General features: G+C 61.8%; 19 protein-coding genes and 1 tRNA gene. 7 read left to right on the top strand and 13 right to left on the bottom strand.

From position 1 onward, the window contains the following. Window positions 1-25 precede the first annotated feature (25 nt). The 12 genes from A4A58_RS03145 to A4A58_RS03200 all read right to left on the bottom strand — a co-directional run bounded on the left by A4A58_RS03145 (window position 26) and on the right by A4A58_RS03200 (window position 12,938). Window positions 26-115 (bottom strand) — tRNA-Ser (locus A4A58_RS03145). A gap of 224 nt (window positions 116-339) precedes the next feature. After that, a complete protein-coding gene (locus A4A58_RS03150) occupies window positions 340-1,812 on the bottom strand; it encodes a trehalose-6-phosphate synthase (RefSeq protein WP_068729695.1) in 1,473 nt (490 codons plus the stop codon). A 157-nt stretch (window positions 1,813-1,969) separates the two neighbouring features. Next, the gene (otsB, locus tag A4A58_RS03155; protein WP_068730416.1) at window positions 1,970-2,785 is read right to left on the bottom strand and encodes a trehalose-phosphatase; all 816 of its coding nucleotides are present in this window, start codon (window positions 2,783-2,785) and stop codon (window positions 1,970-1,972) included. A 10-nt stretch (window positions 2,786-2,795) separates the two neighbouring features. Continuing rightward, window positions 2,796-4,289: an MFS transporter gene (locus tag A4A58_RS03160; protein ID WP_068729697.1), complete on the bottom strand. Its 1,494-nt coding sequence runs from the start codon at window positions 4,287-4,289 to the stop codon at window positions 2,796-2,798. 175 nt (window positions 4,290-4,464) lie between these two features. Then, on the bottom strand, window positions 4,465-5,190 hold the full coding sequence (locus A4A58_RS03165) for a GntR family transcriptional regulator (protein ID WP_433993610.1): 726 nt from the start codon (window positions 5,188-5,190) through the stop codon (window positions 4,465-4,467). A gap of 11 nt (window positions 5,191-5,201) precedes the next feature. Beyond that, window positions 5,202-5,600, bottom strand: coding sequence for an oxalurate catabolism protein HpxZ (gene hpxZ / locus A4A58_RS03170; protein ID WP_068729700.1), 399 nt, complete (start codon window positions 5,598-5,600; stop codon window positions 5,202-5,204). 1 nt (window position 5,601) lies between these two features. Continuing rightward, window positions 5,602-7,032 carry an AtzE family amidohydrolase gene (locus tag A4A58_RS03175; protein ID WP_068729702.1) on the bottom strand — a complete coding sequence of 477 codons (1,431 nt, stop codon included), beginning with the start codon at window positions 7,030-7,032 and terminating at the stop codon, window positions 5,602-5,604. Beyond that, window positions 7,022-7,201, bottom strand: coding sequence for a DUF4089 domain-containing protein (locus A4A58_RS03180; RefSeq protein ID WP_068729704.1), 180 nt, complete (start codon window positions 7,199-7,201; stop codon window positions 7,022-7,024). Before A4A58_RS03180 ends, A4A58_RS03175 begins: the two co-directional genes overlap by 11 nt. A 23-nt stretch (window positions 7,202-7,224) precedes the next feature. Further along, complete coding sequence (locus A4A58_RS03185; RefSeq protein ID WP_068729706.1) at window positions 7,225-8,946, bottom strand: dipeptide ABC transporter ATP-binding protein; 1,722 nt, start codon at window positions 8,944-8,946, stop codon at window positions 7,225-7,227. 211 nt (window positions 8,947-9,157) lie between these two features. Beyond that, entirely contained in the window at window positions 9,158-10,078 is a 921-nt protein-coding gene (locus A4A58_RS03190; protein WP_244499646.1) for an ABC transporter permease, read from the bottom strand. A 10-nt stretch (window positions 10,079-10,088) separates the two neighbouring features. Continuing rightward, on the bottom strand, window positions 10,089-11,102 hold the full coding sequence (locus A4A58_RS03195) for an ABC transporter permease (RefSeq protein ID WP_068729708.1): 1,014 nt from the start codon (window positions 11,100-11,102) through the stop codon (window positions 10,089-10,091). A gap of 216 nt (window positions 11,103-11,318) precedes the next feature. Further along, entirely contained in the window at window positions 11,319-12,938 is a 1,620-nt protein-coding gene (locus A4A58_RS03200; protein WP_068729710.1) for an ABC transporter substrate-binding protein, read from the bottom strand. A 320-nt stretch (window positions 12,939-13,258) separates the two neighbouring features. Here A4A58_RS03200 and A4A58_RS03205 point away from each other — a divergent pair, with 320 nt between their 5' ends. The 4 genes from A4A58_RS03205 (at window position 13,259) to A4A58_RS03220 (ending at window position 17,533) form a co-directional block, all read left to right on the top strand. Then, entirely contained in the window at window positions 13,259-15,328 is a 2,070-nt protein-coding gene (locus A4A58_RS03205; RefSeq protein ID WP_081421678.1) for a TonB-dependent receptor, read from the top strand. A 130-nt stretch (window positions 15,329-15,458) separates the two neighbouring features. Then, window positions 15,459-16,244, top strand: coding sequence for a tonB-system energizer ExbB (gene exbB, locus A4A58_RS03210; protein WP_086936946.1), 786 nt, complete (start codon window positions 15,459-15,461; stop codon window positions 16,242-16,244). 3 nt (window positions 16,245-16,247) lie between these two features. Next, entirely contained in the window at window positions 16,248-16,685 is a 438-nt protein-coding gene (gene exbD / locus A4A58_RS03215) for a TonB system transport protein ExbD (RefSeq protein WP_068729716.1), read from the top strand. Next, entirely contained in the window at window positions 16,682-17,533 is an 852-nt protein-coding gene (locus A4A58_RS03220; RefSeq protein WP_068729718.1) for a TonB family protein, read from the top strand. The genes exbD and A4A58_RS03220 overlap by 4 nt, the downstream gene beginning before the upstream one ends. Window positions 17,534-17,573: 40 nt before the next feature. On the opposite strand, the gene ugpB is transcribed toward A4A58_RS03220, so the two are convergent. Further along, window positions 17,574-18,896, bottom strand: a complete 1,323-nt coding sequence (ugpB, locus tag A4A58_RS03225; RefSeq protein WP_068729720.1) for a sn-glycerol-3-phosphate ABC transporter substrate-binding protein UgpB — start codon at window positions 18,894-18,896, stop codon at window positions 17,574-17,576. A gap of 408 nt (window positions 18,897-19,304) precedes the next feature. On the opposite strand from ugpB, the gene A4A58_RS03230 reads away from it, so the two are divergent. The 3 genes from A4A58_RS03230 to A4A58_RS03240 are packed head-to-tail and all read left to right on the top strand — an operon-like array spanning window position 19,305 to window position 23,790. Beyond that, the gene (locus tag A4A58_RS03230; RefSeq protein WP_068730418.1) at window positions 19,305-21,332 is read left to right on the top strand and encodes a sensor histidine kinase; all 2,028 of its coding nucleotides are present in this window, start codon (window positions 19,305-19,307) and stop codon (window positions 21,330-21,332) included. Next, entirely contained in the window at window positions 21,302-23,056 is a 1,755-nt protein-coding gene (locus A4A58_RS03235; RefSeq protein WP_068729722.1) for an ATP-binding response regulator, read from the top strand. Before A4A58_RS03230 ends, A4A58_RS03235 begins: the two co-directional genes overlap by 31 nt. Continuing rightward, on the top strand, window positions 23,053-23,790 hold the full coding sequence (locus A4A58_RS03240; RefSeq protein WP_068729724.1) for a response regulator: 738 nt from the start codon (window positions 23,053-23,055) through the stop codon (window positions 23,788-23,790). Before A4A58_RS03235 ends, A4A58_RS03240 begins: the two co-directional genes overlap by 4 nt. The last annotated feature ends 147 nt before the right edge of the window (window positions 23,791-23,937 follow it).

Here is a 23,937-nt window from a genome sequence, read left to right on the forward strand (position 1 = left end):
AGATCAGATGGTTAGGAGGGGGTGCTGGCGGAGAGAGTGGGATTCGAACCCACGGTACGGTTTCCCGCACACACGCTTTCCAAGCGTGCGCCTTAAGCCACTCGGCCATCTCTCCGGCGCGCCTTCTCATGACGGGCCGGAGCGAGATTTGCAAGGGACCGCCGGCCCGGCCCGGCGGTTTTTCTCAAATTATTGAAGGATATAGGGAATTCGGGGGAGCCTTGGCGCCACCTGCTCGCCCTGGCGAGCGGCGAATCGGCTTGCGATGCGTCGGCACAGCAATCCCCGCACCAGCGCGCCGCGGGAGACATCCCCATTTCGCCTGGCTGGCGCCGCGGCTCAGTGGAACCGGCTACCGACCCCAGCACCCAGCGATTGGACCGGCCAGAGTACGGCCGGCTCAACCGGCAGCGTTTCCACCGGCGTCTTGTCATTGACAACATGGGCCTGCTGAAGCGCCTCGACGAAATCGGCGAACCAGTCCTGAATGGTGCCGGCGCGCAGCTTCGCCATCATGGCTTCCCAGCGCATGCGGCGCTCCAGCAACGGCATCGACAATGCGGTCGCGATGGTCCGCGCCATGCCGTCCACATCATGCGGATTGACCAGCAGGGCCGTATCGAGCTCGTTGGCGGCGCCGGCATATTTCGACAGCACCAGCACACCGGGGTCGACCGGGTTCTGCGCAGCGACATATTCCTTGGCGACCAGATTCATGCCGTCATGCAGCGGCGTCACCAGACCGACCTGCGCAGTGCGATAGAGGCCAGCGAGCACGGTCTGGCTGAAGCCCTTGTTGAGATAGCGGATCGGCGTCCAGTCAACTTCGCCGTGACGCCCGTTAATATCGCTTACCAGCTTCGCAAGCTGGTTCTGCAGATCGCCATAGGCCTCGATCGTGCCGCGCGACAGTGTCGCGATTTGCAACAGCGAGACCGAGCGCTTGAGCTGCGGCTGCCGCGTCAGCATGCGATCGAATGCATCGAGACGATTGACGAGGCCCTTGGAGTAATCGACGCGATCGACGCCGATGGCGAGTTTCTCGCCGTTCAGGCTGCGGCGCAGCCGCGACACATCGGGATGCGACGCCGCCTTGGCGGCATGTGCAGCAAACTTCGCGGGATCGATGCCGATCGGAAATACCGCACAGCGCGACACGCCGTAACGCGACATCACCACGCCACCCGTCGTATCGAGGCCGAGATCGCCATCGACATAAGACAGGAAGTTGTCGCGATCACCTTCGGTCTGGAAGCCGATCAGATCGTAAGCGAGCATTGCCTCGACCAGCTCGCGATGGTGCGGCACGCCGCCAAAAATATCGCGTGCCGGCCACGGCGTATGCAGGAAAAAGCCGAGCGGATGCGTCACGCCAAGCGCGCGCAATTCTGCGCCGAGCGCAAGGAAATGGTAATCCTGAATCCAGAACGCGGTATCGGGCTTGCGGAACCGCAGCAGCGCGCGCGCGAAGAACGAATTCACTTCGCGATAAGACTGATAATCATCGTGCGACGTGCAGATCAGGTCGGTGCGGGAATGCAGCGCAGGCCAAAGCGCCGAATTGGCGAAGCCTTCGTAATAGCCACCGTAATGCGCGGCAGGCAGATCGAGCATTGCCAGCGCACCGGCGCCCAGCGCCTCAATTTCGGCAAACGGTTCCTTCTGCGCGCCGTCGCGCACGCGGCCGCTGGAACCCACCCAAATCGCGCCGGATTTCTCCACCACGGGCAGCAAGGCTGCTGCCAGACCGCCGGTCATCGGCTCATTCGCCGAAGCGCGCGATACTCGGTTTGAGACTACGACGAGATTCACAGGGTCCCCTCCTGATTGCACACATTGATAAACGTCCGTTCATCAATATGGTTCCTCGTCACCATTCGACCCAATTGAAACCAAATTCGGGCACGCAACGATGGAACTCACCTTTCAGTGAGTTCCATCTGCATCGGTATCAATGACACGAGGTGAATCACTTCGATTTCGCCGCATCGTCGATCAGCAAGCGCGCGAGCCATGCGCGCACATCGCGCGGCTCGTCGAAGTGACCCGACACACCTTGCGCACGGCGACCGACGGAGAATGCGAGACCATTCATGCCGGGCATGATTGCAAATACAGATTCATCGGTGACATCATCGCCGATGAAGATCGGACGGCGCCCGCTGAACGGCTCATGCGTCATCAATTCGATCACGCCCGTCGCCTTGGTCACGCCAGCTGGCTTGATCTCGCAGACAGCCTTGCCGGGCAGCACTTCGATCGGCGCATTCGGCAGATCGGCACGGATCGCGGAAACCGCATCATAGATCGCCTTCTCCGCATGCGGCGCGAGACGATAGTGCAGCGCGAGCGCATAGCCCTTGTCCTCGAGCAGAATGCCCGGGCTCAACTTCGCAATGGCAGCAAGGCGACGCTTCAATTCCTTGTCCATCGGCGGCGCGCCTGACGCCACCGATTCATTGTCGCCTGACAATCGCATTTCGGCACCGTGACCACCGACCGCCGGGAACTGCATCGGCGCGAAAATCAGATCGATGTCGTTGATCGAGCGACCTGAGACAAGCGCCATGGCGCCATTCGTGCGCTGCAGCAGCTTACCCATGGACGTCGCCAGATCCGGCGGCACCCACACTTCACGCGGCGTCGGCGCCAGATCGAGCAGTGTACCGTCGATATCGAGCAGCAGCGCACATTCGCTAAGCCGCGGCAATTCCGCGCCGGGATACAGCACCTCTTCGGAATGCGGTGCATCGTCGACAGGAATTTCAATAATCTTCTGTGGCATGTTCATGATACTACTCCACCACGGCCAACGGCCGTGCAACTGATTCAAGCGGCTGGCGTTCCGCCGCGACGGCATAGCGCCAGCCGACGATCGCAGCCACGATCATCAGAACAGCGCCAAACAGGTAGCCGGCAAACACGCTGTCGCGCGACCCGGTATCGATCAGCACGCCAAACAGAGCCGGGCCGGCAACCCCGCCGATCCCAGTGCCGATCGCGTAGAAGACAGCGATCGCCAATGCACGCACCTCGATCGGGAACGTCTCACTGACGGTGAGATAGGCCGCACTCGCCGCCGGCGATGCAAAGAAGAAGATGATCATCCAGGCGATGGTCTGGGTCTGTGCACTCAACACGTCGATCGAGAACAGATAGCCGGAGATCGCAAGCAGTATGCCCGACATCCCGTAGGTCACCGCAATCATGACGCGGCGCCCGAGCGTATCGAACAGCCGGCCGAGCAGCAGCGGCCCGAGAAAATTGCCCGCCGCAAACGGCAGGATATACCAGCCAACATGGTTGGACGGGATGCCGAAGAAATCCGTCAGTACCAGCGCATAGGTGAAGAAGATCGCGTTGTAGAAAAACGCCTGCGACGCCATCAGCACGAGACCAACCAGCGAGCGCTGCCGATACAGCACGAACAGCGTCTGCGCGACCTCCTTCAACGGCGTATGGTCGCGCATCGTCAGCCTGATCTTCGGCAGCGCCGCCAGAACCGATGGCCTTGCTTTCTGATGCGCGGAGGTTTCGATCTCAGCCACAATCTCCTCTGCGCGTTGCGGCTGTCCATGGATCATCAGCCAGCGCGGGCTTTCCGGAATCCACATTCGCATGAACAGCACGATGAGACCCAAGATGGCGCCGGTGAAATAGGCCAGCCGCCAGCCGTAGGATTGCGAGATCACTGCAGGGTCGAGCAGGACGATGGCGCAAACCGCGCCCATCGCGGCGCCCAACCAGAAGCTTCCGTTGATCACCAGATCGGTCCAGCCGCGATAGCGCGCCGGGACAAGCTCCTGAATCGTCGAATTGATCGCGGTATATTCCCCGCCAATGCCGGCGCCCGTCAGGAATCGAAACACGGCATAGCTGGCAAGATTCCATGACAGCGCCGTGGCGGCAGTCGCCGTGAGATAAAGCGCAAGCGTAATGAAAAACAGCTTCTTGCGACCGATGCGATCCGTCAACCAGCCAAATCCCAAGGCGCCGATCACGGCGCCAGCGAGATAGGCGCTGTTCGCAAAGCCCACGTCGAAGTTCGAGAAGCGCAGCGCCGGATCTTCCTTCAGTGCGCCGGACAACGCCCCCGCCAGGGTCACCTCAAGGCCGTCGAGTATCCATGTAATACCAAGCGCCAGGACAACCCGTGTGTGAAAGCCGCTCCAACGCAGCGCATCCAGGCGTGCGGGAATATCGGTTTCGATGATACGATCCGAGTCAGAAGCTGGCGTCTTGCTCGGCACCGGCGAAGCCGCGATGTCCGCGCTGCTCAGATAAGCCATGCCGCCTTGCTCCTGAGCATTTGCTCGCTACCCCCACGGACAAGCGGAAATCGATATCAACGCGAAAAGCCCGAAACCTTGCGGTGACGGGTGATTCAGCGCCAAAGGGTTACATTCTCCGTGAAACAACCCACGAAGAACGCGTTGGTTCCCATTTTATGCAGGGAATTAGTACCTAGAGCGAAACGGCGTAATGCTCGTATTCGCCGCGTACCAGCTCGATATGGGCGCGCATCGCCGCGGCGGCGCCGTTGCGATCGCCGCGCATGATGGCGACGACGACGCGGTCGTGCTCAGCCTGCGACTTGGCGAGACGACCGAGATTGCGAAACTGCGCGCGCCGGAACGGCTGCACCCGAACCCGGGTCGCGAGCGTGATCTCGGCGATATATTCGTTCTGCGAGCCCGCATAAATCGCGTTGTGAAAACGCTCGTTCACTTCGTGGAAGCGATCCGGATTGCCGTCATAGCTCAGCACCCGCAGCTCTTCGTGAATGGCCTCCAGCCCGTGACGCTGTACGGCCGGCATCCGTTCGGCGGCGAGACCGGCACATATCGCTTCGAGCTCGGCCATCGCTTCGAACATGCCGGTGAGACGATCGATCGACGGCTGCGCCACCACGGCGCCGCGATGCGCGCGCGAGTCGACAAGGCCGCTTGCCGTAAGCTGGCGCAACGCTTCACGAACGGGCGTCCGCGAGACATTGAAGCGTTGCGCCAGATCGGTTTCGTCGAGCGACGTGCCGGGCGCCAGCACGCCGCGCACGATCTCGTCGGCGAGTTGCAGGCGGAGTTCTTCAGCGCGCGTCAGTTTGCCGGTGGTCGCACCGGCGCGGTCAACCCGGCTGACCGGCCCGGTGATGCCCGCCTTGCGGCGTGGCTTGCCCGGCTGGATCAGCATGTCGTCGAAACTCATCCCTTGGCGCCCTGCGGTTCGTCGATCAGGCTGACAGACGCCGCCACGATTCGCCAGCCTTCCGGAAAGCGGATCCACGTCTGCATCTGTCGACCGACCTTACCCGGAGCCGTGTCGCGATAAAATAGCGTCGAGGCCACCGCAGTGTCGCGGCCATAGGAGGAAATCACCGTGCGCGCAGTGCGGCGCACCAATCCGACCGGCGAGCGTGCACCGCGAAAGGCCTGGATCTCGTCATAACCGTAAAGGTTTTCACCCATCCCATAGCGAAGCGTCCGCGGATCGTTGCGAAACAATTCGCCGAGCACCGCCGTGTCGTTGGTCGTCAACGCCTTCTCATAGCGAGCGAAAGCGGCGCCCACTTCGGCGATGACGTCAGGCAGATCAATGTCCATGTCAGAACCCTTTTGCGCGGGGCGCAGCAACCACGCCGGCCCGCTCCAAAGCATAGGCGACACGCAGCGCGATGTCTTCCCGCCACGGTGCTGCAATGATCTGCACACCGATCGGCATCGGATCGAGCGGCACCGGCACGGCGACGACGGGCAAGCCTATGAAGGAGATTGGCTGGGTGTGGATGCCGATATTGGCGCGCACCGGCAGTTCGACGCCGTCGAGCACGAAAGTCGCCTGCCCCAATTTCGGCGCGATGCAAGGCGTCGCCGGCGCGATGATCACGTCGACGTCCTTGAACAATGCGAGCACCTTGGTGCGATACCAGCGGCGGAATTTCTGCGCGCGATCAACCAGCGGCGCCGGCACCATGGCGCCGGCCAGCAGCCGGTCACGCACCGCCGGGTCGAAATCATTGGGCCGCGTGCGCAGGCGATCCAGATGCAACGAGGCGCCTTCAACGGTCGAGATGACATAGGCCGCTGATCGCGCGCGGGCGACCTCGGGCAGCTCGATATCGCGTGTGACGCCGAGCGCCTTCGTGACGCGCGCAACCGCCTCCTGGGCCTCCGGAAACAGGTTCTTGCGGAAGTATCCGCCGGCCGCAGCGATGCGGAGAGAGCCGATATCCTGTCCGAGCAGCGCCGTCACAGACTCGATGGCGCGGGTTGAACACGCGGCATCCTCGGCATCGGGGCCCTGCATGGCGTCGTAGGACAGCGCGAGGTCCTCCACCGATCGTGCGAACGGGCCGAGATGATCGAAGCTCGCGACAAACGGAAACGAGCGCGCCCGCGACAACCGGCCATAAGTCGGTTTCAGGCCGAAGATGCCGCAGAACGACGACGGCACGCGGATCGAGCCGTTGGTGTCCGACCCCAGGGCAAGCGGCACGAGACTGCCGCCGACTGCGCCGCCAGAACCGCCCGATGAGCCGCCGGTCATCCGGGTCACGTCATGCGGATTCCGCGACGGGCCGTCGTGAATATTCTCGCCCGTAAAATCATAGGCGTATTCGCCCATATTGAGCGCGCCGACCAATACGGCGCCCGCGGCTTCCATGCGCTCGACCAGCGTCGCATCGCGGATCGAGGGCGGACGATCGCGATTGATTTTGGAGCCAGCGCGGGTCGGCAGACCCGTGACATCGAACAGGTTCTTCACCGCAAACGGCACGCCTGCAAGCGGGCCGACGCTTTGACCGGCGGCAATCGCGGCATCCAGCGCCTTCGCCGTGGCGCGCGCGCGATCGGCAGTGACATCGGTGAATGCGTTCAGGACCGGATTGTGCTGCGCGATGCGCGCGAGCGCAGCTTCGGTGACGGCGAGTGCCGAGATCTTCTTCGCGGCAACCGCCTGGGCGATTTCGGAGGCCGGGCGCCAATCGCCATTGGTTTGAACAATCTGGGCTGTGATGACAGGGTCAAGCTGCATAGATGTTCGCCGGCTCGGTTTCATCTGGCAGCGGGAATTCATCGACCATACGCGCCATTTTCAACGTCACCGCGAGATTGGCACGGACGGACGGCTTCCACGCGTCTTCAATCGGCAGTGCCAACGCCCCGGCGACGGCGTCGATATAGTCATCAAGCGGTTCGGCCACGGTCCCTCTCTCGATCGTTCGTCTCAATGAACCGGCAGCGGCGGATGCGGGATCGCCGACAGCAGTTCCTTCGTATAAGCATCTTGCGGCGCATCCAGCACAGCCTCTGTCAGGCCCTGCTCGACGATCCGCCCCGTGCGCATCACGATGACACGATCGCACAGCAAACGCACCACATTCAAATCGTGCGATACGAACAAATAGCTCATCCCCATCGACTGTTTCAGGTCCTGCAGCAGGTTCAGCACCACTGCCTGCACTGACACATCGAGCGCAGCGGTCGGCTCATCCAGGATGATCAGCTTCGGCTGCAGCGCGATGGCCCGCGCAATGCCGACGCGCGCCTTCTGGCCGCCGGACATCTGATGCGGAAAGCGATCGAGCAAGTCGAGCGGCAACCCCACCTGTCGCGCGAGGTCCTCGCATTTTGCACGCAATGCATCAGAGCCCTTGATATCGCCGAGCTGCATGATTGGGTCGGCAATGGCCCGCGCCGCCGTGAAACGCGGGTTGAGACTGTCGGTGGGATCCTGGAACACCATCTGGATGCTCTTGCGCAGCGGCAGTCGCGCAAAGGCATTCGGCGCCATCTCGCCAATCTCGTCGCCATCGAACGAGATGCGCCCCGACGTCTTGTCGATCAGCCGCATCACCATCATCGACGTCGTGGACTTGCCGCAGCCGGATTCGCCGACGAGGCCAACGCTCTCGCCGTGGCCGACCGTGAAGCTGATGCCATCGACGGCGCGGAATTTATCCGGCTCGGTCGGCGGTTTGCGCGAAAACAATTTTGCCAGAGAGGCTGTCGCGCCCTGGCGGGCATATTCCTTGACCAGATTTTCGACCACCAGTAATGGCTTTTCCGCTACGGCCGCACCGGCGCTGTCGGCAATCGTCGGCTGCACCGGCATCGCCGCGCGTTCTTCGGCCGGCAGCAGATCGCGCAGCGAAACACCGAGCCGCGGCGTCGCCTGCATCAGCTTCTTGGTATAAGCGTGTTGCGGATTGGCGAAGATATCGGCCGACAGCGCCGTCTCGACCACCCTGCCCTTTTCCATCACCACCACACGGTCGCAATAGGCAGCGGCAAGGCCGAGATCGTGGGTGATCAGGATCGTCGACATGCCGCGGCTCTTGGTGAGCTCGACGACCAGATCCATCACGGCTTTCTGCGTCGTGACATCGAGCCCTGTCGTCGGTTCGTCAGCGATGAGGAGTTGCGGATTACAGGCCAGCGCCAAAGCGATCACCACGCGCTGGCACATACCGCCCGAGAGTTCGAACGGATAGGCATGATAGCGCTCGCGTGGCCGTGCGATCTTGACCTGCTCCAGCGCCTCGATGGCTTTCTCCGCACGGTCGGCGCTGCCGGCCTGCGCATGCTGGCGCAGCACGTCCTCGATCTGGTCGCCGACCTTGCGGATCGGATTCAGCGCCGCCCGCGGATTCTGGAAGATCATCGAGATTTCGCGGCCGCGCAGGTCGCGCATCTGATTCTCGGTTGCGCCCTTGATATCGACGCCGGAAAACATCACCGAGCCTTCGGCGATCTTGCCGGCGCGATCAAGAATGCGCATCACCGCATAGGACGTCACCGACTTGCCCGAGCCGGACTCGCCGACGATGCCCAGCGTTTCGCCCTTGGCCACGGAAATATTGACGTGCTGCACGGCCTTGACGATGCCGCGCCGCGTGGCGAATTCGACGGTGAGATCGCTGACGTCGAGAAGCGGTTGAGCAGTCATGCCGATGTCTCCACGTGCTCGGTAGGCTCCCTCGCCCCGCCCTTGTGGGGAGAGGGTTGGGGTGAGGGGCTCTTGCGATCCGCAAACACCGGCGTTGATGGCGAGGTCAGTGCCCTGCCCCTCACCCGCCGCTCGCTACGCGAGCGTCGACCTCTCCCCGCGCAGAGCGGGGAGAGGTTAAGAAAGCGATCGGCGGAGTATGCTTGCATCGTCACGTCCGTCGCTGCGGATCGACGATGTCGCGCAGACCGTCGCCCAGCAGGTTGAAGCAGAACACCGCAATCATCAGCGCGAGGCCGGGAAACAGTGCGATCCACCATTCGCCCGACACCATGAAGGACGCGCCTTCGGCGACCATGATGCCCCATTCCGCAGTCGGCGGCCGAACGCCGAGACCGATGAAAGAGAGACCTGCGGCATTGAGGATCGCGTAGCCCATGGTCAGCGACATCTGCACGATCATGATCGGCATGATGTTCGGCAGGATATGCACCAGCAGGATGCGCATCTCGCTATTGCCCGACAGCCGGGCCGCCTGCACGAAGCCCGCCTCGCGGCGGACATTGGCTTCGGCGCGCGCGACACGCGCATAGAGCGGGAAGTTCACGATCGCAGTCGCGATGATGATGTTCTGCACGGTGTTGCCGAGTGCCGCAACGATACCCATGGCCAGCACGAACAGCGGGAATGCCATGATCGTGTCGGCGATACGGCCGACGATGCGATCGGTCCAGCCGCCGAAATAGCCCGAGGCGATGCCGGCGAGACCACCCATGGCGAAGACAAGGGCCACCGAGGCAATGGCAATGAAGAAATCGAGTCGGGTCGCAACGATAACGCGGCTGAAAATATCGCGCCCGAGCTGATCGGTGCCAAACCAGTGCGCCGCAGATGGCGCCTTCAATGCCTGGGCCGTATCGCTGGCGAGCGGGTCGTAAGGCACGATGTAGGGACCGAACAACGCTGCGAACACGATCAGCACCAGCAGCCCGAAGGCAAACGCCGTCACGCGGTTCTCGCCGAGAATGTAGCGCGTGTGCTGCAGCGTCGCGGCAAAGCCGGAGATGCGCTTTGCGGGCGCAGGCGCCGGCGCAGGAACGGTTTCGGAATCGACAGGCGTGACAGCGCTCATGGTTTCCCCCTCACCCTTCCAGCCGCACGCGTGGATCAATCACGCCGTAGAGAATGTCGATGATCAGATTGATCAGTACATACATGACGGCCATCGTCAGAACGAAGCCCTGCACCGGCGCGAAATCCGACGAGATCAGGGCTTCGACCGCGTAGGAGCCGATGCCCGGCCAGGCAAAGACTTTCTCGACCAGCACATTGGCGCCGAGCAGAAACGAGAAGGTCATCGACAGCGTGGTGATAACCGGCAGCATGGCGTTGCGAAACGCGTAAGTGACAATCACGGCGCGTGGCGACAGGCCGCTTGCGCGGGCCGTTCGCACGAAGTCCGATGACAGGATCGCCAGCATAGACGCGCGAGTCATGCGCGCGATCGGCGCCAGCGAAAAGATCGCCAGCGTCGCTGTCGGCAGGATCAATTGGTTGAAGGCAGACCTGAAGGCCTCCCAGTCACGGGCGATGAGACTGTCGATCAGATAGAAGCCGGTCACGTTGGGAGGCGTCGACACGAACACGTCGAGACGTCCGAGCGGCGCCGGGGACCAGCCCAGCCTGAAATAGAAAACATAGACCAGCACCAATCCAGTGAAGAACACCGGCAGCGACACGCCGGCCGTCGTCGTCACCCGGCAGAGATGATCGATCCATGAGCCCGGCCGCGTGGCCGCGAGAATGCCGAGCGGAATGGCGATCATGACAGACACCATCAGACCGAGAAGTGTCAGCTCGGCCGATGCCGGCAGGCGATTGCGGATTTCGGTCGCCACCGGCTGGCCGGTGGTCAGCGAATTGCCGAAATCGCCTTTGGCCAGATCCGCCGTATAGCGGAAGAATTGCTCGATCAGCGGCTTGTCGAGACCGAGCTTCTTGCGGATCTCCTCGATCGCCTGCTTGTCCGCCGACGGTCCCGCGAAATAGGCCGCGGGATCGCCGGGCAAAGCGCGCGTCAGCAGGAACGTCACGATCACGACCCCGATCAAACTCGGGATCGCGAACATCAGTCGTTTGCCGATCAGACTGAGCATGGTGCGTGCCTCGTGTTCATCGACATAGTTGCAAACAAGCTCAAGGCGCCCCCTCTCCCCTTGCGGGGGATGGTTGGGGAGAGGGGGAGCACCAAGCGCCAGAGTTCGTGGCTCACCCCTCTCCCGGCGCTTCGCGCCACCCTCCCCCGCAAGGGGGGAGGGGACGATAGAACCGCCCCATCATCGAACCAGGCGAGCTTCCTCGCGCTCATCACATCACGCCTTCACGAGCGCGCGATAGTCGAGCCGGCGATGGAACCAGTACTGGTAGCCCGAGATGTTCTTCTGCATCGCCACGTTGACATAGGGCTGATACAGCGGGATGCGCGGCAAATCATTGAACGCGAGATCGACGAAGCCCTTCACGTCGGCATCATAGGCCGCCTTGTCGCCGGTTGCGGCCGCCATGCGCGCACCGTTAATGAGCTTGTCCATCTCCGGCGACTTGTAGCTCATGGTGTTAAACACCGAATTGTCGCCGTGATAGCACCAGTAGAAGAAGTATTCGGGGTAATCGAGCCAGCCGGAGAACACGTTGGTGTAGAGCGGCATCTCTTTCTTGTTCAGCTCGGTGCGCCAGTTGGCGCCGGGGATCTTGTTGATCGTGGTCTTGATGCCGATCTGGCCAAGGCTTTCCTGCACCAGAATACATAGCGGCTCGTTGACAACCGCGAAGCCGAGATCGAACGAGATCGTCGTCTCGAAGCCGTTGGGATAGCCAGCCTCGGCCAGCAGCGCTTTCGCCTTGGCCATATCGGTGTTGTATTTGGTCGGCTGCGGCCAGGCCACTTCAGTCGACTTGTCGGCAGAGGCGCCGAACATCGGATTGGCCAGGCCAAACAACACGGCATCGACGATCTTCTGATAGGGCAGCGCATAGGCCACAGCCTGACGCACCTTCGGATTGTCGAAGGGCGGCTTGGTGACATTCATGCCGATATACTGAATGCCGTTGGAGAACGGCAGCGATACGACATCGAGCTTGCCGTTGGCCTTGATCTCCTGAAAATCCTTGTAGGGCAGTTCATAGGACATATCGGCATCGCCGCGCTCGAGCAGCGCGCGACGGTTGCCGGCCTGCGGTACCATGCGCCAGATCACGCGCTTGATCTTCGGCATCGGACCGGAAACCCAATCGTCATTGCGCTCGAGAATGACTTCGGTGCCTGCAGTCCACTTGGTCACCTTGTAGGCGCCGCCGCCCGCAGTCTGCATCTTGGTATATTCGAGACCCCACGGATCCTTCTCGGTGGCGTTCTTCTTCACCAATTCGGAATTGATCACGCAGGGGACGATGACAGCGAGATCCGGAATCGTCAGGCGATCCTTGGTGGCGAAATCGACCCGCACGGTGTGATCATCAACGATCACGAACTGCTCCGGCTTCTTCAGCGATCCGGCGCTCATCTGGAAGGTCGGAAAACCGCCGACGCTGACCGAACGATCGAGCGACCACTTCACGTCCTTCGCCGTCACCGGCGTGCCGTCGTGAAACTTCGCGTTCTTGCGCAGCTTGAAGGTCGCCGACATGTCGCTGATCGTCATGTCCTCGGCGAGTTCAGGCTTGAACTTGTCGCGGTCATAATAAGGAACGCCGCCGGGGCCGGCTTTCATCTCGTGGCCGATCAAACGGTCGTAGCAATTCCAGGACACTTCATAGCCGGGCACATTGGTGCCGACGCCATGAATATCGAGGTTGTTGGGGCCGCTTTCGGAGACGATCAGCAGGGTTTCGGATCGGGCATCTGCCTTGGCGGACGAGAAGATCGCCGGACCGGAGACCATGGCGCCGGCGGCGGCGCTTGTGGCGGTTTTCAGAAAATCACGACGCTTCATTCTGGCTCTCCCCAAGGGCGCGAGTGGATCGGCTTGGGAACAGACATCGCAAACTTCGTGCCAGAGCTTAACGAACCCCTAATGATCGCCTAGGCGTCTGATAAATCTCGCATTTCCACAACGCGCCCGACGGTCAGCATCGCCAGATGCTTCCGCCTTATTGCATACAAAGATACTTATATGCACATAATTTAGACCACCTCGCGTGCTTGCCCGATCATTAGTCGCCTGTTTCTGGCTTGACATACATCGGCTCTCGCCTCTTATTGCGAATAGTTCGCATTAGCATTCGCATCAAATCAGTAATATTGGGGAATGGCGTGAGTTTGAGGTTGTGGGCGTCGATCACGGGGGCAGCGTGCCTCTCATCAATCTGGATTGGAGAGGCGAAGGCCCAGGAGGGGCAAACGCTGTCGGAAATCGTGGTCAGTGCCGAGCGGAAGAAGGAAACGGACGGCTTCCAGTCCACCACCCTGCTAACCGGCGACGCCCTGCAGCGCACGACATCCGCCTCCATCGCCGACTTGCTCGCCACCCAGCCGGGTGTTGCGGCATCGACCTTTGCGCCGGGCGCGAGCAGACCGAATATCCGTGGCCTCGATGACTATCGTGTCCGAGTTCAGGAAAATGGAATCGGCAGCCAGGACGCGTCGGATTTCAGCCAGGACCATCAGGTCCCGGTCGATCCGCTCTCTGCCGACAAGATCGAGGTGATCCGCGGTCCCGCAACGCTGCGCTACGGGAATCAGGCCATCGGTGGCGTCGTCACCGCCAGCAACAACCGCATTCCGGAAAATCTCGTGCCGGACAATTTCAGTGCGCGCATCAAGGGCGGCGGTTCCTCGGTGGATAGCAGCATCGACGGCGCGGCCAGCATCGATGCGTCAGGCAACAATGTCGCCATTCACGTCGACGCCTTCGGCCGCAGCGCCGGCGATTACAGAATTCCCGGCGGCGGCGTCCAGGCCAATACGCGGCTGCGCTCGGAAGGCCAGTCGGTCGGCGGCTCCTACATCTTCGATGGCGGCTATATCGGCACCGCGATCCAGCACATCACCAGCCTGTATCATATCCCCGGCATCGCCGAATCCGCGTCGCGGACCCGCATCGATCTCGAACAAACCAAGGTCACCAGCAAGGGCGAATGGCGCGCGCCAACCGACGGCATCGCCGCGATCCGCTATACGTTCGGCGTCAGCGACTACAAGCATGGCGAGCTCGGCATCGGCAGCAATGGCGTCGATGGCCTGCAGAACACCATCACCAACAAGGAAATCGAAGGCCGCTTCGAACTGGACCACGCCTCGGTCGCAACACCGCTCGGCGCATTGACCGGAAGCTGGGGCGTGCAGGCCAGCAATCGTAAGCTCGGCACCGCGGGGCTGCTGGGCGGGTTGCTCGCTCCCACCAATACGGACACCGTCGCGGGCTTCGTGTTCGAGCAGTTGCAGCTCTCGGACACACTCAAATTCCAGGCCGCCGGCCGTATCGAGAGCCTGTCGGTATCCGGCATGGCGCCGATCTTCCCCAGCAATTTTCTTCCGCCGCCCGACACATTCTCCGAGACCGCAGCGACACGCGATTTCACCCCGAAGAGCTTCAGCTTTGGACTGCTGAAATCACTGCCTTGGGATATGGTTGCCAATCTGAGCGTACAGCGTGCGCAGCGCGCGCCTGCCGCGCCGGAACTTTACTCGCGCGGCTCTGATGGCGCATCCGGCACCTTCGTCATCGGCAATCCGGATCTGAAAATCGAAACCGCAGAGTCGGTCGAAGTGGGCCTCAAGCGCAGCAGCGGCCAGCTTCGCTTCGAGGCCAGCCTCTACTACACGCGCTATCTCGATTTCATTTTCAAACAAGTAACCGGCAACTTCTGCACCGACACTTTCGCAAGCTGCGGCGCGACAGGCCCGCTTCTGCAGGTCGCCTATGGTCAGCGAGATGCCAATTTCCGCGGCGCCGAGCTGATGGCACAACTCGATGTGACTCCGCTCAGCGACGGCATGCTCGGGATCGACACCCAATTCGACGTGGTCCGCGCGACCTTTGCCGATGGCAGCAATGTTCCGCGCATCGCACCGATGCGCGTGGGCGGCGGCGTCTGGTGGCGCAGCGCCGAATGGTATGCCCGTCTGGGTGTCCTGCATGCATTCACGCAGAATGACATTGCGCTCAATGAAACTTCGACGGCTGGCTACAACTTACTGAAGGCTGAGGTGAGCTATACCCACACATTCGCGAAGGTCGACGGCGGCCTGCGCGACATCACCTTCGGCGTGACCGGCGACAATCTGCTCGACGAGCAGGTCCGCAACCACATCTCCTTCAAGAAGGCCGAGGTGCTGCAGCCTGGGCGCGGCGTGCGGCTCTTCACGAGTATGAGATTTTGAGCCCAATGACCTTGGAATCGCTCCAGTTTGGGCCTCAACTCGGTCTCCAGAGGGCGACATCGTTCACATGCGAAGCTATTCTTCGCCATCATCTCCCATTGCAAACTTCGACCGACGGAATGCAGCCCCTATGACAAGATCCTGGTCTTCCATCACAACTGTATTCGTGGCGGTTAGCGGAACGGCGGCGGTTCCGCAGTTTGCTGTAGCTGCGACCACGGAAGCGTTGCTGCCGCATAATCTGTCCCCATGGGGCATGTTCATGAATGCCGACATCGTGGTGAAGGTCGTGATGATCGGTCTTGCGATCGCCTCGCTGGTAACCTGGACGGTCTGGCTCGCAAAGACCATCGAACTCAGCCGCGAAACGCGGTCCGCCAAACGGCGCCTCGACATACTGGAAAGCGACACGACGCTGGCCCAGGTCGAGCACGACAGCGCCAACGCCCGCGATCCCGTGGCCCAGCTCATTCATTCGGCAGTGCGCGAGACTGCCCTCTCCCATGGACTGTTCGATGACGGCTTCAAGGAGCGCATTGCGCTCCGGCTTGAGCGCGTCGAACAGGCAATGTCACGCCGGATCTCCCGCGGCATCGGCGTGGTCGCAACGATCGGTGCGACTGCGCCCTTTGTCGGCCTGTTCGGAACCGTCTGGGGCATCATGAACGCCTTCATCGGCATTTCGGAAACCAAGACCACCAACCTCGCCGTCGTCGCGCCGGGCATCGCCGAAGCCTTGCTCGCGACAGCACTTGGTCTCGTCGCAGCCATTCCGGCCGTGGTGATCTATAACCAGCTCGTTCGTAACATCACGACCTACCGTGCGCTGCTCGGCGATGCCTCCGCACAGGTCATGCTGCTGATGAGCCGCGATCACGGTCGTCGCGGCATGCCGATCTCGCGGGCGGCGGAATAGACCATGGCTGCAAGATTAGGTGGACGCTCAGGCGGCGGTGACGACCTCGAAGTCAACCACGAAATCAACGTGACGCCTTTCATCGACGTGATGCTGGTTCTGCTGATCATCTTCATGGTGGCAGCGCCGCTGGCAACGGTCGATCTCGGTGTCGATCTGCCGGCAAGCGCCGTCGAACCACAGCCGCGTCCCGACAAGCCGGTCTTCGTCACCGTCAAGCCTGACCTGACGATCGCCGTCGGCGAAGACATCATCCCGCGCGATACGCTCAGCGGCGCGCTGGATGCTGCGACCAAGAACAACAAAGACGAGCGCATCTTCCTGCGCGCGGACAAGGTCGTGAGCTATGGCGATCTAATGGAAGTGATGAACCTGCTGCGCAATGCAGGCTATCTCAAGATCGCACTGGTCGGCCTCGACGGACGAACCTCCGCGCCATGAACGTCTTTGCGCTACATGCGCCGACCGACAGCGTCGGTCTTCGCTGGACCGGGTCGGCGATCGCTATCGTCGCGATCCATGCCGGCCTGATCGCCGTAGGAATTTGGTGGTACCATCAGCCGAACCCGCCGGGCGTTACGATGCCCACCATCATGATCGACATGGCGCCGGCCACCGCTGCGCCCGAAACGCAGCCGTTGGATATCGCGCCCGGCCCCGAGATGCAGAAAGCGGAAGCGCCGTCCGAGCCGCCGCCCGAGCCCGTTCAGCAGAAGCAGGTGGAAGAACAGATCCCGCCGACGCCGCTGATGGAGAAGCCGGTCGTCGAAGCGCCGCCCGAGCAGAAAACCGAGCCGACACCCCCCCCGCCCGAACCCGCCAAGATCATTCCCGATCCGCCAAAACCGGTGCTGGAAAAGCCCAAACCGAAGCCGATACGCGCCGAGGTCAAGAAGAAGCTGAACGATACGCCGGCAGCGCCGCAAACCACCGCAGCACCGCGCGCAGAACGCATCGCGCCTGCAGCATCAGCGGCCGCGGCCGGTGCCTCCAGGGCAGCGTCTGCGTCCTACAATCAGCTCGTTCAATCACACTTGCAACGCTTCAAGCAATTTCCCCAGAGCGCACGCACCGGTCAGTCAGGCACGGCAGCCGTCAGGATCGCCTTTACACTCGATCGCAACGGTCACGTGCTGTCTTCTCGCCTCCTGGGATCGTCGGGAAATCAAGCGCTCGATGCCGAAACGCTCGCCATGGTTCGTCGCGCGCAGCCATTTCCGGCATTTCCGCCGGAGAAGACCGGCGGTACGGAAGCGTTCAACGTTCCGCTGAGATATGATCTTCGTTAGCAACTAACGAAGATCGTGATGCGCCGCGACCGAGCAGATATCACTGCACCGGATTGGCGCGTTCGAATTGGCGCAGCAATTTGTTGCCGCGCTCGGCTGCAGCGTCGAGTGCCTCCTGCGCAGGCTTCTTGCCGCTGAAGGCCTGCTCCAGCTCATCCTCGATGGCGTCACGGATCAGCGTGAACGAGCCAAGGCGCAATCCCTTCGAATTTTCCGTCGGCGCTTTGAGCGTGATCTGCTCGATGGATTTCACGGTGCCGGGGTTGCGGTCATAAAAACCCTGCTGGCGCGTGAGTTCATAAGCGGCTCGTGTGATCGGCAGATAACCCGTCTTCTGATGCCAGGTCGCCTGTACTTCGGGCTGCGAAAGAAACGCAAAGAACTTCGCGACGCCCTTGTATTCTTCGCGCGGCCGATCCCGCAGTACCCAGAGCGTTGCGCCGCCGATGATCGAATTCTGCGGCGCGGCCGTGACATCCGGCCAGTAGGGCATCAGGCCATAGCCGACCTCGAATTTCGCATTGGCGAGAATGTCGGCGCGGGTCCCCGACGAGCCCAGGAAAATGCCGCATTCGCTCTTCTGAAAGCGTGGCTCAGCCGCTGTCGCACGGCCGCTATAGTCGAAGACCTTGGTCTTCTGCCATTCGGCAAGTTGCGTAATATGCCTCACCATCAACGGATTGTTGAAGGTGAGCACCGCGTCCAGACCGCCGAGACCATTGGACTTGGTCGCCACCGGAATGTTGTGGAATGCCGAGAAGTTCTCGACATTGATCCATGATGGCCAGGCCGTGGTGAACCCGCAAACCGCGCCTGCCGTCCGCAATCGCTTGGCAGCGGCGCCGAGTTCCGGCCAGGTCCGCGGCGGCTCGTCCGGATTGAGCCCGGCGGCACGGAACAGATCCTTGTTGTAGTAAAGGATCGGCGTCGATGCATTGAACGGGAAGGACAGCATGTTGCCGGCCATGTCGGTGTAGTAACCCGTAATGGCTGGCAGATAGGCCGACGGATTGAACGCCTCCGCCTGATCGCGCATCAGCTCATAGACAGGGTAGGTCGCCCCTTTCGCTGCCATCATGGTGGCCGTCGCGATTTCATTGACCTGGACGATGGCAGGCTGGCTCCGGGACCGGAAGGCAAAGATCGCCGCGGTGACAGTCTCGGTATAGTTGCCCTTGTAGACCGGAACGATGCGATAGCCCGTCTGTGTGGCGTTGAAGTCCGCGGCCAGCTTTTCGACGTGCCGGCCGAGTTCTCCGGACATCGCGTGCCACCACTGAATGTCGGTGGCGCGTGCGGGCGTCGCCATCTGGCTGACTGTCACCACAAGCGCGAGATATCCGAGCGCCGCCTTCAACTTCATTTCGTCCTGCCCTTACAACGCCGTCGGCTATCAGCCTGCTGCGTTATCATTGGGGGTCAAAGCGTCCGCCCAATAAAATAATGATTCCATTATAGTTTTGATCGAAATTGCCCCGCACGGTGGCGTTCACCGGACACGATCTGCCGCAGCACTCTGTTGCGACTTCGCGGCGTTCGGTTCAATCGGGACTGCGCCAATTCAACCAGTTGTTGCAGGTTAATAGCCAGCACCGCCTGTATTTGCTACATTGAACTGTCTCGCAACCTCAACGAAACTCTTTCAGACTAGAAAAAACGAATTGCCGGGTTGCGACGCACGGCTGTCTCACCGATTGAACCTTTCGCAAGGCCGAATGACACACCTGTGGTGACGAGCCCGCACAACGGAGTTTCTGAAGGACAGGACGAGCTGGCGGCGCGAGGCCGGACCGGCGTCGTCGCGGCTGTCCGTGCGATTCCGATCCGCTGGCGCATTTTGTCCATCGCAGCCCTGAACTCGGCGGTCGTCCTCGTCCTGGCGGGATTGATCTGGAGCGGCTCGCGGGTGCTGTCCTCCGCCTGGGACGATGTGCGCCAGGTCCGGCAATCCGATCAGGTTCTGGCCCTGCTCGAGAGCGAGACCGGCCGGCTGCAGAACCTGATCCATCGCTATATCAATCAGCCCAGCCCCGAACTGTTCGCCGAGATTCTGCTGCTGCGCGAGGCTGTGCTTGGGACACTGAATACCCGTGCCTCGACCGACCCCATGCTATCCGGCTCGGTCGCCGAGCTGGAGCGCGTCACCGAGCGCTTCCTCAGCGGCTTCGGCGAATTGCGGACGCTTCAGACCACCATTGCCAAGACCTATGAGGAACAGGTGCTCGGGCCTGCCAAGGACATGGCGGGACTGTACTCCATCATCGAGGGCGCCACCGGCCAGCGTGATGCGCTGATCTGGCCGGCACTCGGCAAGTCGCGTGAGGCATTCACCGCGATGCTGGTCGCCGCCAACGCCTATTATCTGTCGCTGGCATCCGCCTCGGCCGAGGATGCACGCCGCAACACAGAGACGATCGAGCGCACCATCCCGGTCATGACCGACCTCGCCGACAATGATCTGCAACGTATTGCGCTGCAGCGGCTCAGGGGACGTTCAGTTGCACTCCGTCAGGGACTCGCAAAACTGTCCGAGCAACTCTCCAGCCGCACGGACCTGCTGCGCAATTCGATCGATGCCAGCCAGGCCGACACGATTGCTGCGATCGATGGCCTGTCCGTCAAGATGCGGCAGCGCGAGCAGTCCGCGCAGGCCACTTTCGACCGCACACTGACGGCGATCTCCCGCAATGTCATGGTCATCGCCGCGGCCTTTCTTGGGCTGATCATCACCGCAGGCATCATCATCGCGCTCAGCATCCGCCTGCCGCTGCAGCAGATCATGGCATCGATGCGGGCGATCACCTCCGGCGACTATGATCGCAAGGTCCAGGGCACGGCCGCCAAGGACGAAGTCGGCGCCATGGCCCGCGCGGTCGAGGTGTTCCGCGAGAACGCTGTCGCCAAGCGCGAAGCCGAGAACGAGCTGCGCGCGTCGAAGGAGAAGGCCGAAAGCGCGCTGCTCGAACTAAATGCCGCACAGCAGAATTTGATCGACGCCGAACGGCTGGCCGCACTTGGCGGTCTGGTCGCCGGCGTAGCCCACGAGGTCAACAATCCGATCGGCATCAGCCTGACCGTGGCATCAAGCTTCGCGCGGCGCTCGGAGATATTCGAGGCCGAACTGCGCTCCAATGCCCCGTTGCGACGTTCGCAACTGGAAGAATTCGTCAAAACGTCACGCGATGCGGCGCAGCAACTGGTCGCCAACCTGCATCGCGCCGGCGAACTCATCCAGTCCTTCAAGCAGGTCGCCGTCGATCGTTCCCATGCCGAACGGCGGCAGTTCAGTCTCTCCGAGGCCACCGATCAGATCATCGCCAGTCTGCGCCCCGTCCTGAAGAAGGCTCCGATCACGCTGACGGTCGATGTGCCGGACGGGCTGATGATCGACGGCTATCCCGGGTCCTACGGCCAGATCCTGACCAATCTGTTCCTGAATGCGGCCAATCACGCATTCCCGGACGGCAAGCCCGGCGCCATTGCCATCACCGCGAAACCCCGCGGCACCGACGATATCGAGATCAGCTTCTCCGACAACGGCGCGGGCATGAGCCCGGACGTCCAGCGACAGGCTTTCGACCCGTTTTTCACCACGCGCCGCAACGAAGGCGGCACCGGCCTTGGCCTCCACATCGTGTACAATCTGGTGACCCAGCAGCTGGGTGGCCGGATGATGCTGGAGTCAAGGCTGGGACAAGGCACGACATTTCGCATTATCATGCCGCGGGCCGCCACTGGCGCCGCCGGATCATTTGACGGGACTACGCAATGGCCGACCAGGACGATGTCCTCTACCTGATTGAAGACTCCGGTGATGTCCCGGAGGAAACCAATAACCGAAAATGGAAGATCGCGGTCATCGACGATGACCAGGCCGTGCATGAAGGCACGCGCTTCGCACTGAGCGACTACACCCTGAACGGCCAGTCGCTGGAAATCCTGTCGGCCTATTCGGCTGCCGAAGGCCAGGCCCTGATGCGCGAGCATACGGATATCGCGGCCGTGCTGCTTGACGTCATCATGGAGACCGACGCGGCGGGCCTCGAACTGGTCGAGTTCATCCGCAACGAGCTACACAACGAAACCGTCCGCATCATCCTGCGCACCGGCCAGCCCGGCCAGGCGCCGGAGCGCCGCGTCATCGTCGACTACGACATCAACGATTACAAGGCGAAGACCGAACTGACCGCCGACAAGCTGTTCACCTCGTTGACCGCGGCGCTGCGCAGCTATCAGCAGCTCGAACGCATGGTGCAGACACGGCGCGGCCTCGAAATCATCATCGACGCAGCCTCGACGCTCTATGATTTCAAGTCGATGCAGCGGCTTGCCGAAGGCGTGCTGACGCAGATCGCCTCGCTACTGAATGTGGATTGCGCCGGCATTCTGGTGCTGCGCGATGGCGGCGTTGTCGGCGACGACTATGCCGTCCTCGCCGGATCCGGCTGCTACAGCCGCTTCATGGGCACCGCGACTTCGCAATCGCTCGACCCGGACCTGCGCCAGATGGTCGAAGAGGCCTTCAGGCGCCGCAAGCATGATTTCGCTGACCATCGGACGGCGCTCTATATCCGCACCGGAAGCGGCCGCGAGGTTGTCGTGCTGCTGCAGGCAGAGCGGCAATTATCGGAGACCGATCGTTCGCTGGTGGAGATCTTCGGCAGCCGGCTGTCGATCGCCTTCGACAACGTGATCCTCTACCAGCAACTGCACGAGGCCAATACGCAGTTGGAAGACCGCGTGGCGCAGCGCACCCGCGCCCTCATGCAGGCCAATCGCCGTCTCTCTGCACAGTGGCTGCGGCTGCAGCGCGCCAATGGCTTCAAGAACGAGATTCTGGGCACCGTTGCCCATGACCTGAAGAATCCACTCGGCGTGATCCTCGGCCGCACCGAGATGCTGACCGAGCTGATATCCGCAGGCTCGCCGAAGGAGAACGTCGCCGCGCAGGTCGATCATATCCGTGACGCCACCAAGCGACTGACCTCGATGGTCGATCATCTGATCTCCGACGCCATGGCGGACGCTTTCGATATCACCATCCGCCGCGAGCCGGTCGATCTGGCGGCGCTGGTCCGTGAGGTCGCGGAAGCGAACCGGCCGTCTGCCGTGAACAAGCAGCAGGATCTCTCCGTCTCCGCGCCGGCTCACCACGATCTCACCATGTGCGATGCCGACCGGATGCGCGAAGCGATCGACAATCTCGTCAGCAACGCCATCAAATACAGCCCGATCGGCGGCAAGATCGCGCTGCTCATCACAGGCGACGCCGATTTTGTCCGGATCAGCATCAGCGACGAAGGCCCTGGCCTGTCGCCGGAAGATCTCGACCGGCTGTTTGGCCGCTTCCAGAGGCTGTCAGCCAAGCCGACCGGCGGCGAAAGCTCGACCGGCCTCGGCCTGTCGATCGTCAAACGCATCATCGACATGCATGGCGGCGAGGTGAATGCACATAGCCCCGGCCCCGGCCAGGGCGCTACCTTCACCATCCTGCTGCCAGCCACCAGTGAGGGCCTGTCATGAGCCAGAGCCCGCATATCGTCATCGTCGACGACGAAGCGCCCGCCCGCGAGATGGTGGGCGACTATCTCAAGATGCACGGCTTTGCCGTGACCCTGTGCGACGGCGGCAAGAGCCTGCGCAGCGAGATCGAGACCAAGGTGCCGGATCTCGTGGTGCTCGACCTCAACATGCCCGAGGAAGACGGGCTCTCGATCATCCGTGACCTCAAGAGCCGCATCAATGTGCCGGTGATTATGCTGACCGCCACCGCGAGCCCGATCGACCGTGTCGTCGGCCTCGAACTCGGCGCCGACGATTACATTGCCAAGCCCTGCGAACTCCGCGAATTGATGGCGCGCATCCGCTCGGTCTTGCGCCGAAGCACGCCAGCGAAGGGCGCAGCAGCAGATGCAACGCCTGCCAAGGAGAGCAAGGATCATCTCGTGCGCTTCGGCACGAAATGGCTCGATCTGGAAGCACAGGCCCTGCGCGATGATGAGGGCAACGAACATCCGCTGACGGCCTCTGAATTTGGCCTGCTCAAGGTATTCGCCGCCAATCCGAAGCGCGTGCTCTCGCGCGAGCGGCTGCTCGAACTGGCCAATGCCCGCGATGCCGAGGCTTTCGACCGGGCGGTTGACCTGCGGATCATGCGAATCCGCCGCAAAATCGAGCCCGATCCGACGAAACCCGCCGTGATCCGTACAATTCGCGGCGGGGGCTATTTGTTCTCCCCGGCAGGCGACAAGGCCTGAGCGCCCCTTTTAGAATCTATCTCGTTCAAGTTGCACGCATTTCACCCCTGAATGTTTCGTCGCCAACCCTGCGACGAAACAATTCTCCGGTTCCATGAAACCATTTTCCGCTTTTGAAGCAGACGCCCTGAAACTTGGGCTCCTTAA

The sequence above is a fragment of the Tardiphaga robiniae genome (genome assembly GCF_001618955.1).
GTDB lineage: Bacteria > Pseudomonadota > Alphaproteobacteria > Rhizobiales > Xanthobacteraceae > Tardiphaga > Tardiphaga robiniae_A.